The following is a 15,297-nucleotide window of genomic DNA, read 5'->3' on the forward strand; positions in this document are numbered from 1 at the left end:
AGGCTCCGGAAGGGGTTCCGGGAAAGGTCCCGGACGGGAGGGGTTCCGGAAGGGAGAGGTTCCGGAAGGGGTCCCGGGAGAGGTTTTCAGCCCGGTCCGGCGTCGGTCCACGCGTGCAGTTTGTCCGGGTTGACCACGAGCCACAGATCGCTGACCCGGCCCGCGCGAACGCCCACGCCGACCACGGCGACGGTCGTCCCGGCGATCCGCACCGCGACGCCCGGGGAGCCGTTGACGTCCTCCTCCACGACGTCGAGCCCCGGTTCCTTGCGCAGCAGCCCGAGCAGGAACCGGGCAACCTTGTCCGGGCCGACGACCGGCCGCAGGGCCGCGCGGACCTTGCCGCCGCCGTCGCTGCGCGCCTCGACCGCGGGGTCGAGGAGCGCGACGAGCGTGTCGAGATCGCCGGTCCCGCACGCGGCGAGGAACGCGGACACGACCCGCCGGTGCTCCGACGTCGTCGCGCCGACGGGCCGCCGTTCGGCGAGCCGCCGCCGGGCCGAGGAGGCGAGCTGGCGGCAGGCCGCCGGGGAGCGGCCGACCGTCTCGGCGATCTCGGCGAACGGCACCCCGAAGACGTCGTGCAGGACGAAGGCCACGCGCTCCGCGGGGGTGACCGAGTCCAGCACCACGAGCATGCCCATGCTCACCGACTCGTCGAGCGTGACGCGGTCCGCGGGATCGCTGCCGTCCGCGCCGTCCCCTCCGTACCCGCCGCCGCCCGCGCTGGTCCAGGTGGCGGCGCCGCCCCTGACGGGCTCGGGCAGCCACTCACCGGTGTAGCGCTCCCGGCGCACGCGCGCCGAGGCCAGCTGGTCGAGGCAGATCCGTGAGGCGACCCGGGTCAGCCAGGCCAGCGGAGCGACGATCGCCTCCTGCTCGGCCTCGGACAGGGCGTACCAGCGGGCGTACGTCTCCTGGACGACGTCCTCGGCGTCCTGCACCGAGCCGAGCATCCGATAGCCGAGCCCGAGCAGCCGCCGCCGCTCGGCCATGAGGTCCCCGAGGCCGGGGCCGGGACCGCCGCCACCGCTCACTCTCCCCGTACCTCCCTCTCTCCCTGCCCGACGTGCTCGGCCAGCCACTCGTCGAAGGTCTGACTGCCACGGGGCCCGGCGGACCCGGTCGGCAGGTTGCCCCCTTCGACCATGGCAGTGCCCGCCCTTCCGGGCATCTTCACCGGCAGCAGCAGCCGGCGCTGCCCGCGGGCCCGCAGCAGCCGCCGTGTCATGTCGACCAGCTCCTCGACCTGGGGCCCGGCCAGCTCGGGCGCCATGCCCCGCGGCGGTCCGAGGACGAGTTCCACGAGGTGGCGGGCGACCTCGCGGGCCGCCACCGGCTGCGTACGCATGCGGGGGACGACGGCGAGCGGCCCGGGAACCTGGTCGAGGACCTGGAGCGGGAACTCGTGGAACTGTGTGGCACGCAGCACGGTCCACGGGACGGCCCCGCCCTCGGCCGTGCCTCCGGCCTCGCCCTTGACGACGATCTCCTCCTGCCGGAGCTTGCCCTGGTAGTAGCCGAGACCGACGCGTTCGAGGCCGACGATCGACAGGACGACGTGGTGGCGTACGCCGACCCGGGCGCCGGCGTCCAGCAGATGGCGACCGGCGCTCTCGAAGAACGCGATCGCCGTCCTGGCGCGGGTGGTGTCCAGATTGCTGACGTCCACGACCGCCTCGACCCCCGCCATGGCGGCGTCGAGCCCGGCACCGGTCACGAGGTCGACACCCCGTGACCTGGCCAGCACCACCGGTTCGTGCCCGGCCGCTGTCAGCTCCTGGACGACGTATCCGCCGACGAGCCCGGTCCCACCGGCCACCGCGACACGCATCACGCATCTCCCTCAGTCGTCACGGACTTCACGGACTTGACGGAATCCGCGGATCTCACGGCCTTCACCGGTACGAGCAGGACGGCCGACGCGAGCACCAGGGCCGTCAGCACGACGACGTTGAGGATCTGGTCACGCGTGCCGTACATACCGAGATGCTGCATGTGATAGCTGAGGTGCAGCACGTTGAAGACGAGCCACACCGCGCCGGTCGTCTGCACCAGCCGGTTGTCGCGCACGGAACGCACGGAACGCAGCGCGATCGCCGTGAGCACGGCCAGCGCGAGGAACATGGCCCCGGCGTCCTTGGCGAGGTGTTCGTTGTAGGGGCCCAGCTGGGGCAGCCAGCTCATCCCGAACCCGGGAAAACTGGCGTGCCACTCCTTCGGCGCGAAGTAGGCCCAGACCCCGGTGTACAGCGCGGTCACGCCCAGGAAGCCCAGGGCGGCGTACCGGATTTTCGTGTTCATGCCTCTATGACGAGACGGCCCGCGAAAGTGTGAGGCGGGGCCCGTCCGACCCGGCTGCTCAGGGTTCTCCGGCTGCTCAGGGTTCTGGCGGCCGGGGGGCCGAAGGGTCGGTCAGGGCGATATTGGCGGTGACACGTTTGCCGGTGTCTTCGAGGCGTACGTAGAAGTCCGCGGCGACGGCCGCGACGATCTCCAGTCCGTGCCGGCCGATCCGCTGCGGGTCGGAGGCGTGGATGGTGGGCCGTACCGGGACGCTGTCCTGCACGGTCACCTCCACCGTGGAGTCCGCGATGCGCAGTTCCATCAGCGCGGGACCTGGGGCGTGTCTGCGGGCGTTGGTGACCAGTTCGCTGACGACCAGCTGCGTGAGGCCCAGGGCATGGTCGGAGACGTCCACGTGCTGCTCGGTGCCGGCGCGGGCGAGGAACTCGGCCGCGAGACGGCGTGCCGCCGCGATGCACGAGGTGTCACCGCTCAGCTCCATGACAGTGGATATCTCAGGCGCGCCCGATCCGTTCTCACCGTCGACTGACTGCACGACCTCGGCCCGCCTTCGCGTTCGCCCGTACCGCCCCGGTTCCTGACACGGTCCGCTTTCCACGGCTCTCTCCCTACGACTCTCGCAGCCGTGGGCCGACCGGTCGAGACGGCACGTCGTCCGCCGAGTCCCGCGACTCCTGTCGCGCCGAGCCCGAGTTGATCCACACTGGGACCCGAACATGACCCGGCGGGCGAGGAGGCGGACCGGTGGCGCAGGCAGGGCCGTCGTGGCAGGAGCTGATCCAGCAGGGCAACCGCGCCGGATTCGTGGGCCGGGACGCCGAACGGGCCGCGTTCCTCGCGAACTTCGACCTCCCCGTGGGCGACACCCGGCAGCGCTTCCGCTTCCATGTGCACGGCACCGCGGGTGTCGGAAAGACGTTCCTGGTCCAGGAGTTGCGGCAGCTCGCCCGCGAACGCGGCGCGCTGACCGCGTACGTCGACGAGCGGGCCGGCAGCGTGCCGGAGGCGATGGCCGAGATGTGCCGCCAGTTCGCCGACCAGGGACGGCGGTTGAAGGAACTGGAGCGGCGGCTCGCCGTGTACCGGGACCGCAGGCACGAGGCGGAGGCCGCGGCCCTCGCCGCCCTGGCCCCGGAGCAGGCGCAGCAGCAGGGACAGCCGGGGCAGCCGGGGCAGCCGGGGCTGCCGGGACAGCAGGGGCAGCCGCAGCCGGCGTCCGCCGGGAGCAGGGCCGCCGTCGGGCTCGGCCTCGCTGCCGTGGAGGCCGCCGTACCGGGCGCCGGTCTCCTCACCAGCGCCCTGCCCGCCGACCTGCTCGCCCAGGGCGCGGACCGGCTGCGCACCGGCCTCAGCGCCCGCTTCCGCAACCCCGACGACATCGAACTCGTCATGTCACCGGAGAAGGTCCTCACCCCGGTCCTGCTCCGCGACCTGCGCGCGGCGGCCTCCGCCACCCCCTGGATCGTCCTGTTCCTCGACACGTACGAACGGACCGGCCCGTTCCTCGACCCGTGGCTGTACGACCTGGTCACGCGCCACGAGGCGGACGGCGGACTGCCCGCCGCCGTCCTGGTGGTCACCTCGGGACAGCGCCCCCTGGACACCGCCCGCTGGAGCGGCATCGGCTCCGTGGCGGACATGCCGCTGGCACCGTTCACCGAGTCCGAGTCACGCGGGCTCCTCGCCGGGAAGGGAGTCGTCGCCGAACCGGTCGTCAAGGAGGTGCTGCGCCTCACCGGCGGCCTGCCCGTCCTCGTGTCGACCCTCGCGGAGACCCGCCCCGGCGGCCCGGACGACGTGGACGACCCGAGCGCCGGAGCCGTCAAACGCTTCCTGCAGTGGGAGCCCGACGACACCCGCCGCCAGGTCGCCCGCGTCTGCGCGCTGCCCCGGCAACTGGACGCGGACGTCTTCCGGGCACTCGTCGGCCACCCCGGCGGCGGCCCGGACTCACCCGACGAACCGCACGCCTCGGACGAACTGCACGCGCCGGACGAACTGCACGCGCTGTACGACTGGCTGACCGGCCTGCCGTTCGTCGGCGAGCGCGGGAGCCGGGTGCGGTACCACGACGTCGTACGGGCCCCGATGCTGCGGCTGGAGCGACGCCGCTCCCCGCGCGCGTGGGCCGGCCGGCACCGGCGCCTCGCGGAGACGTTCGCCCGCTGGCGGACCGAGACCGAGGCGGGCCGGGAGACCGAGAACCTGTGGGCCGACGAGGAATGGCGCGAGCTGCGCCTGGAGGAGACCTACCACCTGCTCTGCGCACGCCCGCCCGCGGCGCTCGGCGCGGCCCTGCGCGCGCTGGTCGAGGCCTGCCGCGAGGACGCAGCCCTCGGCCGGGCCTGGGCGCGGATGCTGGAGGACGCGGGCCGCGACACCGACCACACCGACCTCGCGGACTGGGGCATACGACTCGGTGAGGCGCTCGACGACGACACGGCCGGGATCGCCGGCGCGATGGCCCTGCTCCTGGCCCGCCCCGGCCCGGACACCACCGGCCGGGCCCTCGCGCACACCCTGCGCGGCCGGGAACTGCGCTACGGCGGGGAGCACCGCCGCGCCCTGGAGGAGTACGGCAGGGCCCTGGAGCTGGACCCCCACCTCGCCTGGGCGCACTACGGCCGCGGCTACACCCACCAGCTGCTGGACGACTTCCCGGCGGCCCTCACCGCCCTCGACCGGGCGGACGAACTGGCCCCCGGCACCGGGTGGATCCTCTCCGCGCGCGCGGAGACCTACCGGCTCGCGGGCCGCTTCGAGGAGGCCGCCGCCGACTTCGACCGCGCCGTCGCCCTCGTCCCGGCCGACGCCGACCCGCTGACCGGCCGGGCCGTGACCCGGTACGCACTCGGACGGTACGACGAGGCGCTCGCCGACTTCGACCGGGCGCTCGGCATCGAGCCCGACAACGCCTGGGCGCTGGTGCGCAGGGCCCGGCTGCGCCGCACCAGGGGCGAACCGGCCGAGGCGTTCGCCGACTTCGACCGGGCGGTCCGCGTCGCGCCCGACGCCGCCTGGGTCGCCTCGGAACGCGGGGACGCCTACCGGCTCGCCGACCGCCCCGAGGAGGCCGTCACCGAACTGACCCGCGCGCTCACCCTGCGACCCGACTACGCCTCCGCCCTCGCGAGCCGCGGCGCGGCCCTGTGCGACCTGCGCCGTTACGAGGAGGGACTGGCCGACTTCGCCCGAGCCGTCGAACTGCGGCCCGACTACGCGTGGGCGCTGGTGATGACGGCCCGCGTGAAGAACGAACTCGGCGACCGGCCGGCCATGTTCACCTACCTGGAGCGAGCCGTCGACACGGCTCCGGACATCGACTGGATCAGCCACGAACTGGCCTTGGAGTACCGCGACGAGGGCCGGTACGAGGACGCGGTCGCGGTCTTCCGCCGTGTACTGGACGGCAACCCGGACGACGAGACCATGTCGGCCTGCCTGACCGGCCTGGGCGGCACCCACCTCCTCATGCGCCGACACGAAGAGGCTCTCCACCCGCTCTCCCGCGCCCTGACACTGAGCCCGGACGACAGCTGGACGTACGCCCTGCGCGCGCGGGCCTGCCTGGCGACCGGCCGGACCGACCAGGCCCTCGCCGACCTGGACCGCTGCGCCACGCTGGAACCGGCGTCACAGGCGGCCTGGGCGCGCCGCACGGCGATAGAACTCCTGACGCAGTGCGACCGCTGGGAGGAGGCGACGACCCGCCTGTCGGCGGCGGACGGGACGGATGAGGCTGACGACCTCGACGACCTGCGCTGCGACGCACACCGCCACGCGGGACAGTGGCCGCAGGCCCTGCGCCTCGCCGAACGGCTACGCGCGACGGCCCCGCTCGCGGGCACCTTCCAACTGGCGATGACGGTGAGCCAGTCGCAGGGCCTGCCGGCCGCGGAACCTCTGTGGCGGGAACTGGCGTCCCTGGTGGCCGCCGACGCCGAACTGCCCGCCGCGGACAGCGCCCTGGGCGACCTGGAACGCGCCCAGGCCCGCTGCTTCCTGGCCTGCGCCCTGTCGAACTGGCCGACGGCCCAGGAGGCCCTGACGGACTTCCTGTCCCCACCCCCCGACTGGGACGACCTGACCACCCTCACCCAGATCCTCAAGGACCTCCACACGTCCCCGGAGGCAGACGCTCGACGCATAGCCCCTTTGCTGACAGAGGCAACAAGGGCCACCGAACAGATCAGTTCCCGCCAAGCCCCGTAAGGCCCTTAAGGGGGACTCCCGTCGGGTGCGGGTGCGGGTGCGGGTGCGGATGCGGATGCGGCTGCGGGTTCGGTGGGGGCTGGCCGCGCAGTTCCCCGCGCCCCCAAAGGCGAAAAGCAGGGGCGCAGCCCCGCTTTTCAGGGGCGCGGGGAACGGCGCGAACGGCCCCCACCGAACCCGCACCCACCCGACAACCCCTCCGGGGCGAAGCCCCGCCCAAGGGGCGCGGGGAACGGCGCGACAAGCCCCCACCGGCCCGCAGCCCCCGACAACCCTGCCACCCTCCCCGGGAGGCCCCCTAGACGTCCGCCCCCATCCCCGCGCCCCGATCCACAGGCAGGTGGATCACGATCAACACAACCGCACTCAACAAGAACACCCGCATAGCCGCATCCAGCCCGTTCCAGTCCTCCGACTGCCACATCGCGAACCATTCACCCCCCACCGCAAGGAACCCCGCCCCGAAGAGCAGCATCAACATCAGCAACCCCACAGTGGACGTCCGCCGAGCCCGCGCAGCATCCCGCCGCACCCACTGAACCGTGCCCAGGATCAGCACGAGCGCCGCCACCGTCTCCCAGGCGATGATCGCGACGTACACAGCGTCCTGAACCCCCTTGGACTCGACGGCCCGCCACATCAGGTCGTCGTCCTTGAACGTGGTGTCCATGGCCAGAACGTGCTGCACGAACTGCTGGTTGGTGCCGAAGTCGGTGATGTTCCCGAACGCCACAAGCGTGGTGTAGAGCGCGACCGTGCCGGTGAGCAGAGTCGCGGTGATCGGTAAGGCCCGTGCTGCCGCCATCCTCAAGTCCCCAAGCTGTCAGGTGTGTCGCCGAACGGAACACCTGACACCAGACACCATCCAAGCCCCGCGAACCACCGATTTTCCGCCGGACCGGCTGAGCGGCGTCACCGCAACCGATCGACATACCGATCGGTCCCCGGAACCGTGGGAATGAAGGGCGCCACCAACTCCACCCGCCCCAGCCCCGTCTCGGCCACAGGCGCCTCCAGCCCGGTGAAGTACTCCTCCCAGCACTCCCGCGGATCCGCCTCCAGGAACCACAGCAGCGTCAGCCGTGTATCGACCCCCTCGACCTGCTTCACGTAGGTCATACGGTCGCCGGGCAGCGGCGTCGGCCGGAAGACCGTGACCATGGCGGCGGGGGAGCCCGCGAGCCGCTTCGGAAGGTGCCGGGAGCGCAGCCACTCCAGCAACTCGGCGCGTCCGGCGGCGGATTCGGCGTCGACGACCTGAAGCACCAGCCCCTGGTACGGGTGGTCCAGCGCATGGAAGTCGCGCGGCCCCGCGGCCCCGTCCCGGTACACCGTCGCCTCGTGGTCCTGGAACGCCGTGAAGACGTGCGTACGGTCCTGGTAGACGCGCCCGTCCCTGTTCAGCCGCTTGTTGATGCCCACGGTCCACTTCATGTGGTCGTCGTAGCGGCCGTCCGTGACCCAGTACGTCGAGAGGTAGCACCCGGCGGTGACCGGCTGTGCGACCGCCGACTTCTCGGGCCGGCGCAGGAGCTGGAGATCGCGGGTCGCCACCCACCGCCGCCCCGCGTACATCCAGGGCATCGCCATCGCGCCCGCGTAGTAGTGGTCGTCCTCGTACCACCGGTTGTACGCGTACTCGTGCCCCGGATGCGGCTCCACCATCGTGATCAGCGCGTGGCCGGGGCGCACCCCGTAGGGGCCGACGGCGGCCAGCTCCCCGTACACCTCGCTGCGCGTGTCGTCGAGCATGACGCTCCCCTTCCACCGCTTCGCGCGCTCTTCCGTCATCTGCCGGACGCCCCTACTCTGACGGACCGTCAGATCGATCGCCAGAGCCGGGAGGGCCGTAATGTCACTGCTCCAGGGCAGGACCGTCGTCGTGTCGGGGGTCGGGGCCGGGCTCGGCCATCAGGTCGCGGCGGCCGTCGTGCGGGACGGCGGGAACGCCGTGCTCGGGGCGCGCACCGAGGCGAACCTCGCCAAGGCCGCCGCCGAACTCGACCCGGACGGCGCGCACACGGCGTACCGCGCCACGGACATCACCGACGAGGGCCAGTGCGACGCGCTCGCGGCGCTGGCCCGGGAGCGGTTCGGGCGGCTCGACGCGGTCGTCCATGTGGCCGCCTGGGACAGCTACTTCGGCGGCCTCCAGGACGCCGACTTCACCACCTGGCAGGCCGTCCTCGACGTGAACCTGCTCGGCACGCTGCGGATGACCCGCGCCTGTCTGCCCGCTCTGAAGGAGCGCGGCGGTTCCGTGGTCGTCATCGGCACGCAGTCGTCCGTGGCCGCCCCCTCCCAGGTGCGCCAGGCGGCGTACGCGGCCTCGAAGGGTGCGCTGACCAGCGCGATGTACTCGCTGGCACGGGAGCTGGGGCCGGACCGGATCCGGGTGAACACCGTGCTGCCGGGCTGGATGTGGGGCCCGCCGGTGGAGGCGTACGTGCAGTTCACGGCGTACACCGAGGGTGTCCCGGAGGCGGAGGTGCTGGAGCGGCTGACCTCGCGGATGGCGCTCCCGGAGCTGGCCACGGACGCGGACGTTGCGGATGCCGCGGTGTTCTTGGCGTCGGACCGGGCGCGGGCGATCACGGGCCAGTCCTTGCTGGTCAACGCGGGGGAGTTGATGCGATAGCGCCCACATGTCCCGATCGGTGAGCTGATCGAAAATGTTCAGGGACATGAACCGAGGTCAGTAAGCAGAACTATTTTACCTCCCTTTGACTGCCCAGGCTGTTGTCGGAGTCATGCCATCGAACCCACGATGAGCGGGCGCTTCACGACCCTGACGATCCTGGGAGAGGGCATATGAACGGTCTCGACTGGGCCGTGCTCATCGGCTACTTCGGCGTGATGGTCGCGATCGGTGTCTGGTCCCACAAACGGGTCGACAACGTGAGCGACTTCTTCACGGCCGGCGGCAAGATGCCGTGGTGGCTGTCGGGCATCTCGCACCACATGTCCGGCTACAGCGCGGTCATGTTCACCGGGTACGCGGCCATCGCCTACACGTACGGCGTCACTTCCTATGTCACCTGGTCCTTCCCGATCGCCATCGGCATCGCGATCGGCGCGAAGGTGTTCGCGCCCCGGCTCAACCGGGTGCGCTCACGACTGCACGTGTCCTCGCCCCTGGAATACCTGAAGAACCGCTACAACCTGCCCACCCAGCAGGCCCTCGCCTGGTCCGGCGTCCTGCTGAAGATCGTGGACGTGGGCGCCAAGTGGGCCGCCATCGCGACCCTGCTGTCCGTCTTCACGGGCGTCTCGCTCAACACGGGCATCCTGATCACCGGCGCGGTGACCGCGGTCTACTGCACGGTCGGCGGCCTCTGGGCGGACGCGCTGACCGAACTCGGCCAGTTCATCATCCAGTTCGTCGCCGGCATCGCGATGCTCGTCGCCGTCATGGCCGAGCTCAACGGCTTCAGCACCCTGTGGAGCGTCTGGGACGAGCCCGCCCTCGACGGCCACACCAAGCCGCTGGCCGGCCCGTACATGATGGTCTTCCTGATCGCGTATCTGTTCATCAAGACCTTCGAGTACAACGGCGGCATGTGGAACCAGGCCCAGCGCTACATGGCCACGGACTCCGCGAAGTCCGCCACGCGCTCGGGCATCCTGTCCGCCTCGCTCTGGCTGATCTGGCCGCTGGTGCTGTTCTTCCCCATGTGGGTCGCGCCGCTCATCATCAAGACCGACGTGCCGTCCGATTCGTACGCGCTGATGGCCGAACACCTGCTGCCGCACGGACTGCTGGGACTTGTCATCGTCGGATTCTTCTCCCACACGATGGCGATGTGCTCCTCGGACGCCAACGCCATCGCGGCCGTCGTCACCCGCGACATCATGCCCGCGGTCTCCCGCAAGGCCCGCGAGTGGGACACCCGGATGGGGCTGCTGGCCGCGCGCTGGGCCACGCTGCTCTTCCTCGGTCTGTCGATGGCCATCGCGACCCAGGTCAACTCCGCCTTCTTCGGCGACATCATCACCGTCGTCATCAAGTGGGTGGCCGGCCTGATGGGCCCGATCGCGATCCCGCTGATGCTGGGCCTGCTCCCGTGGTTCCGCAAGAGCGGTCCGACCGCCGCGCTGATCAGCTGGGGCGTCGGCCTGCTCACCTTCTGGCTGGTCAACTACCCGATCAGCTGGAACGTCGACGGCGGAGTCCCGCTCCAGTACCAGGTGTCGATCCCGCTCGCGGTGTCGCTCGTCCTCTACATCCTCATCGGCTACGTGAAGCCGGAGGACACCCCGGAACGGGACGCGCTCATCGCGAAGATCAACAGCGACGACGGCGGATCCACCGCCGCGGCGATCCCGACTCCCGCCGGCCCGGCGGACGACGTGGTGGGCGCCCCGGCCAAGGACTGAACCGGGTGCTCGACGCGTACGTACGACTGTGAGGGTGGCCGCTTCCTGACGAGCGGCCACCCTCACTCGTACGCGGCGGGAAGGCGGGAAGGTGGGAAGGCGCCAAGGCGGGAACAGGGGAGCCTCGCCCAGGTGCGTCAGGCGGGGGCGGTCACGCGTGGGCGGTCAGGCCTGGGCGGTCACGCGTGGGCGTTCAGGCCGGCCGGGACCGGGACGGCACCCGTGCCCGACAGGGCCGCGTAACCGCGCGGGTAGCGGGCCAGCCAGCCCGGGGACGAGCCCGCCGGGCCGTGCAGGGCCGGACCCTGGGTCATCTCCATCGCGAAGTCGTCGGCGAGGACGAGCATGGTGGGACGGCCCTCCAACTCGGCCAGCCAGCCCGGCGGCAGGGCCGTCTCGCCGTGCAGGGCGCCGAGCAGCCCACCGGTCAGGGCGCCGGTGGCACCCGAGGCGCCGCCGTGGTTCACCGACAGGCACAGCCCGTGCCGGGTGTCCTCGCCGACCAGGGCGCAGTACACCGCCGCGGAGAGCAGCTTCTCAGCCGTGCCCTCCCCGGCCAGATCCTCGACCCGCTGCGGCGACGGCATGCCCTGCCGTACGGCCCCCAGGGCCCGCTGCAGCGCCTCGGCCACCTGCTGCTGCCCGGGGCGCGGCGCCAGCAGCTGCAGCGCCCGCTGGACGGCCGTGTCGAGGCTCTCGCCGCGCGCGAGACCGTGCACGACGACGGCGTACGCGCCCGCCGACAGGTAGGAGAGCGGATGGCCGTGGGTCTGTGCCGCGCACTCCACCGCGAGCTGCATGACGAGCTGTGGCTCCCAGCCGACGAGAAGTCCGAAGGGCGCGGAGCGGGTCGCGGCCTCGACGCCCCGCTGGTCGGGGTTCTTCGGCGCGTCCAGGGTGCCCATCGTCTCGTCGCCGAGGCCCAGCAGATTGGCGCGGGCGGGATCGCGGCGGGCGTACAGCCACTCCTCGCGGGCCAGCCAGCCGTCCTCCTTGCGCCGCTCGTCCGGGCCCCAGTCGCGCTGGGTGGCGGCCCAGCGCAGATACGCCCGGTGCAGATCCGTCGGCGGATGCCAGGCACCGGTGTCCCGGCGGACCTGGGCCCTGATCAGCCCGTCGATGGAGAACAGGGTCAGCTGCGTGAGATGGGAGACGGCCCCGCGTCTGCCGTATCCGTGAGTCAGGTCGGTGAGGCCCTCCGCGCCGTGCGCCGCACGGATCTGTGCCATCGAGAGGTTGCCGACGGGGGAGCCGAGCGTGTCGCCCACGGCCGCGCCGAGGAGCGTGCCACGCACCCGGCTGCGGAAATCCTGCTGTTCGGCGCGGCCCCAGACGGCACCGGCTGTCGCACCCACCGAGGCCTCCCGAGATCCCGATCCGATTCCGTCCGTACGGCCGACAACTCAGCACTGTAATCGAACGGGAACGGTCGGTTGAGGGCCGGATCGGTATGCGAACAGTGGGCCGAGTGAGCGTGTTTGTCAGCGATCGGTACGCATTTCCGGCGGGCTGCCCCCGCGCGGCCCGCGGTAAATGAAGATCCACGCGAATGACGACGACTTTCATACGCAATACCTGCGCAGCATGCGCACAATTGCGGGAGGATCTTCGAGGCGGGGTGCGGACAGGGTCGAGCCCCCTCGGCCAGGACGGCGGGCCAGTCGAGAGGGCTCTTTCACGGTGCGTATGCAGTTGTTGATGGAGTTGTTGATCCAGTTGTGGACGCGGTTGTCGATGAAGTTGTCGATGCAGTCGTTTCTACGGACGGGGACGAAGTGGACGCGGTCGTGCTGTGCGAGGCCTCCGTCTTCGTCAGACGGTGCCCCGGCTCACTTCTGCCACGAACGCGTTCCAGGACTCCGCCGGGAAGGCCAGCGCGGGCCCGTCGGTGACCTTCGAGTCGCGGACGGCCATCGCCGCCGTGACGGGGGACTTGACCTCGACGCACGCGCCGTTCCCCTGCGAGTACGAGGACTTCGTCCACGTGTCCGTGACGCCTTGCTTGATTGCCATGTTCACTCCGGTGGCGAGTTGCTGAGTGGCTGTCACCGAGTTGCGGGGTCCTTGTGGAACCCACGGTTCGGATTGCGCCAAGGTTGTTCCTCCTTGGCGTGATCGACGCTACTCGCCAACATCGGCGTACGAAGCGACTATTCACTCGACCGGGTGACATATGCCAGCTGAGTCTTCCGCCGGGATAGGAGAATGGTGTATCTTTCCGCCGCCATTCAGCTACCTACCTTCCCAGCTACCTCAGTGGGCGTAGTCCTTCGCGACATCCGCGATGAACTCCCGCGACTGGTCGGCGTTGAGCGCCTGCGCCCGCAGATGCTCGTACATGACGCTGTACTTCTGGACGTCGTTCGCCTTCTCCAGGTACAGGTCGCTGGTGACGCCCTCGATGTAGACCACACTGGAGTCGGCCGCGTCGGGGAATTCGAGGATGGCGTACTGGCCGCTGACCCCCGGATGGGCACCCATCGCGAACGGGATGACCTGAACCGTCACGTGCGGCACGTGCGACATCTCGACGAGATGCTCCAACTGCTCGATCATCACCTGCTTGTTGCCGACGGTCCTGCGCAGCGCCGCCTCGTCGAGGACGGCCCACAGCCGCAGCGGGTTCTCCAGGTCGGAGATACGTTCCTGTCGCCGCAGCCGCACCTGTACGCGCTTGTCGATGTCGCCGGCCGCCGCCTCCGGGAGCGCGCCCTGGATCAGGGCCTCGGCGTACGGACGGGTCTGCAGCAGGCCCGGCACGACCAGCGGGTCGTACACGCGCAGGCTCGCCGCGTCGGTCTCCAGACCGATGTAGACGCTGTACGGGATGTCGCCGAAGGAGTGCCACCAGCCCTGCTGGCGCGAGTCCTTGGCCATCTGCATCAGCGAATCGACGATCCGGACATCCTCCACCTCGTACACCCCGCACAGATCGCGGACGTCGCGCTGGCTGATGCTGCGCCGCCCGTTCTCCAGACGGCTGATCTTCGACTGCGAGACGAGCAGCCGCTCGGCCACCTCTTCGGCCGTCATGCCCTTGAGCTCCCGGAGCCTTCGCAGCTCCTGGCCCAACCGGCGACGCCTGACGGTGGGATTGACGTTGGACGCCACGGGACGTGCACCTCCGGCTGCGGACTGCCTGTACTTTGCGTATCTGCTGTTGAGCAGATTGCCACCAAGGTGCTTGCTACCGCTGGGAAACAGCGGATATGCAGTGTGTACGCGCCACTTGTCGCCACCTCACGCCACCTGCCGCCACCTGGTGGCGGACAGGACGCCGGGCAACCATGGACGTACGCGTTCACGGACATGCGTAACGCACATGTCTACAACGGACACGCCTGCAACGGATGTGCCTGCAGGGGGACATGCGGACGCGCGGGGCGGCGGGCCGTGTCGTCGTCCGGACGTACGGCCCGCCGCCCCGCGCGGCCCAGCGGCTCCCGAACCGGGTCATGGGGACTGCGGTGCGGCGCTGACGTGCGTGACGCGCGAGGCGTGGTGCACGGTGGGTGCTGCGGATACGGCGGTTACAGCGGTACTTCGGGGACTGCGGTGGTGCGGCGGCGCAGCGCTGCGGGTTCGCGGTGCTGCGTCATGTCGGTGGGTGTGTGCCGTGGACCGGTGGACTCAGTGGGCCACGGCGCGTGCCATCGAACTGCGGTGCGGTTGCATCGGGACGCCCCTGGCGGGCTCCGGTGCGGGCCTGGCTCCGGGGGCGGCCTGACGGCCGGTCGGTGCCGGGCTGCGGCGTGGCTGTGCGGCCACTCCGTTCTGGACGTCCATCACGGCGTGCGCCACGAGTCCGCCCATGGGGTCGTGCCTGATCAGGTCCCGGAGGCGGGAGCGCGACGAGCGCCCTTCGTTCCCCGGGTAGAGGTGCTTGCCCAGGCCGACGGCATGCGCCAGTGCGGCCAGAGCGGCGGTCCGCGGGTCCGGCGGGACGCCGGTGCGGATCGCGCTGTCCAGCCGGGCCCTGATCTCCCGGCTGATTTCCGTGTCCGTCGCCTGGTAGCGAGTCGTCGGAAGCACCCCGCACATCTGGCCCGCCACGGCATGAACCATGCCGCATCGCTCCAGATGTGAGAGATATGTCTGGCGCAACCCCAGTCGGGGCCCGCCGATCCAGTTCACAGCGCGTACTGGAGCACCCCGCCTGCGGAGTAGTTCCAGCGCACAGTCCAAGGTCGGATCTCCGGTCGGCCGTGGTGCCACCACGGCGATACGATCCCCGTCTGGGGCTATCCGTCCGGCCAGCGCCAGCTCCACTAGCTGTGCTCCGGCCAGACCGAGGTCGAGCGACTGCGGCTGTGCGGTGGTACCCGTGGTCGGGTCCAACGCCAGCAGCAGAAGCTCCTCCGGAAGTGTTCTGCGGCTCCTGCCCATCCATGCCTCCCCGCG

The 15,297-nt window shown here is 70.9% G+C and carries 13 protein-coding genes; 3 read left to right on the forward strand and 10 right to left on the reverse strand.

Annotated elements, in window-relative coordinates; genetic code table 11:
• Positions 1–86: 86 nt before the first annotated feature.
• The 4 genes from sigJ to C6Y14_RS06250 form a co-directional block, all read right to left on the reverse strand.
• A complete protein-coding gene (gene sigJ / locus C6Y14_RS06235) occupies positions 87–995 on the reverse strand; it encodes an RNA polymerase sigma factor SigJ (protein ID WP_107015826.1) in 909 nt (302 codons plus the stop codon).
• Between the two features lie 38 nt (positions 996–1,033).
• Positions 1,034–1,834 carry an SDR family oxidoreductase gene (locus C6Y14_RS06240; protein ID WP_107015486.1) on the reverse strand — a complete coding sequence of 267 codons (801 nt, stop codon included), beginning with the start codon at positions 1,832–1,834 and terminating at the stop codon, positions 1,034–1,036.
• Positions 1,834–2,304: a hypothetical protein gene (locus C6Y14_RS06245; protein ID WP_107015487.1), complete on the reverse strand. Its 471-nt coding sequence runs from the start codon at positions 2,302–2,304 to the stop codon at positions 1,834–1,836. The genes C6Y14_RS06240 and C6Y14_RS06245 overlap by 1 nt, the downstream gene beginning before the upstream one ends.
• 76 nt (positions 2,305–2,380) lie before the next feature.
• Positions 2,381–2,842: an ATP-binding protein gene (locus C6Y14_RS06250; protein WP_318658051.1), complete on the reverse strand. Its 462-nt coding sequence runs from the start codon at positions 2,840–2,842 to the stop codon at positions 2,381–2,383.
• A gap of 209 nt (positions 2,843–3,051) precedes the next feature.
• Between C6Y14_RS06250 and C6Y14_RS06255 the strand changes: the two genes are divergently transcribed.
• A complete protein-coding gene (locus C6Y14_RS06255; RefSeq protein WP_107015489.1) occupies positions 3,052–6,519 on the forward strand; it encodes a tetratricopeptide repeat protein in 3,468 nt (1,155 codons plus the stop codon).
• A gap of 298 nt (positions 6,520–6,817) precedes the next feature.
• On the opposite strand, the gene C6Y14_RS06260 is transcribed toward C6Y14_RS06255, so the two are convergent.
• Together C6Y14_RS06260 and C6Y14_RS06265 are read right to left on the reverse strand one after the other, a co-directional pair.
• A complete protein-coding gene (locus tag C6Y14_RS06260) occupies positions 6,818–7,324 on the reverse strand; it encodes a DUF2165 domain-containing protein (protein ID WP_107015490.1) in 507 nt (168 codons plus the stop codon).
• A 107-nt stretch (positions 7,325–7,431) separates the two neighbouring features.
• A complete protein-coding gene (locus tag C6Y14_RS06265; protein WP_107015491.1) occupies positions 7,432–8,271 on the reverse strand; it encodes a hypothetical protein in 840 nt (279 codons plus the stop codon).
• 100 nt (positions 8,272–8,371) lie between these two features.
• On the opposite strand from C6Y14_RS06265, the gene C6Y14_RS06270 reads away from it, so the two are divergent.
• Positions 8,372–9,157 carry an SDR family oxidoreductase gene (locus tag C6Y14_RS06270; RefSeq protein ID WP_107015492.1) on the forward strand — a complete coding sequence of 262 codons (786 nt, stop codon included), beginning with the start codon at positions 8,372–8,374 and terminating at the stop codon, positions 9,155–9,157.
• Between the two features lie 173 nt (positions 9,158–9,330).
• A complete protein-coding gene (locus C6Y14_RS06275; protein WP_107015493.1) occupies positions 9,331–10,896 on the forward strand; it encodes a sodium:solute symporter family protein in 1,566 nt (521 codons plus the stop codon).
• Between the two features lie 179 nt (positions 10,897–11,075).
• Here the strand turns inward: C6Y14_RS06275 and C6Y14_RS06280 are convergent, their stop codons facing one another.
• From C6Y14_RS06280 to C6Y14_RS06295, 4 genes are all read right to left on the reverse strand, one after another.
• Positions 11,076–12,251 (reverse strand): ADP-ribosylglycohydrolase family protein, encoded by a 1,176-nt coding sequence (locus C6Y14_RS06280; protein WP_107015494.1) that lies wholly within the window; start codon positions 12,249–12,251, stop codon positions 11,076–11,078.
• A gap of 457 nt (positions 12,252–12,708) precedes the next feature.
• On the reverse strand, positions 12,709–12,909 hold the full coding sequence (locus C6Y14_RS06285) for a DUF397 domain-containing protein (protein WP_107015495.1): 201 nt from the start codon (positions 12,907–12,909) through the stop codon (positions 12,709–12,711).
• A gap of 240 nt (positions 12,910–13,149) precedes the next feature.
• Positions 13,150–14,007, reverse strand: a complete 858-nt coding sequence (locus C6Y14_RS06290) for a helix-turn-helix domain-containing protein (RefSeq protein WP_107015496.1) — start codon at positions 14,005–14,007, stop codon at positions 13,150–13,152.
• Positions 14,008–14,526: 519 nt separating this feature from the next.
• On the reverse strand, positions 14,527–15,282 hold the full coding sequence (locus tag C6Y14_RS06295) for a GOLPH3/VPS74 family protein (protein ID WP_107015497.1): 756 nt from the start codon (positions 15,280–15,282) through the stop codon (positions 14,527–14,529).
• Between the last annotated feature and the right edge of the window lie 15 nt (positions 15,283–15,297).

This window comes from Streptomyces dioscori (assembly GCF_003024195.1).
GTDB classification, from domain to species: Bacteria; Actinomycetota; Actinomycetes; order Streptomycetales; family Streptomycetaceae; genus Streptomyces; species Streptomyces dioscori.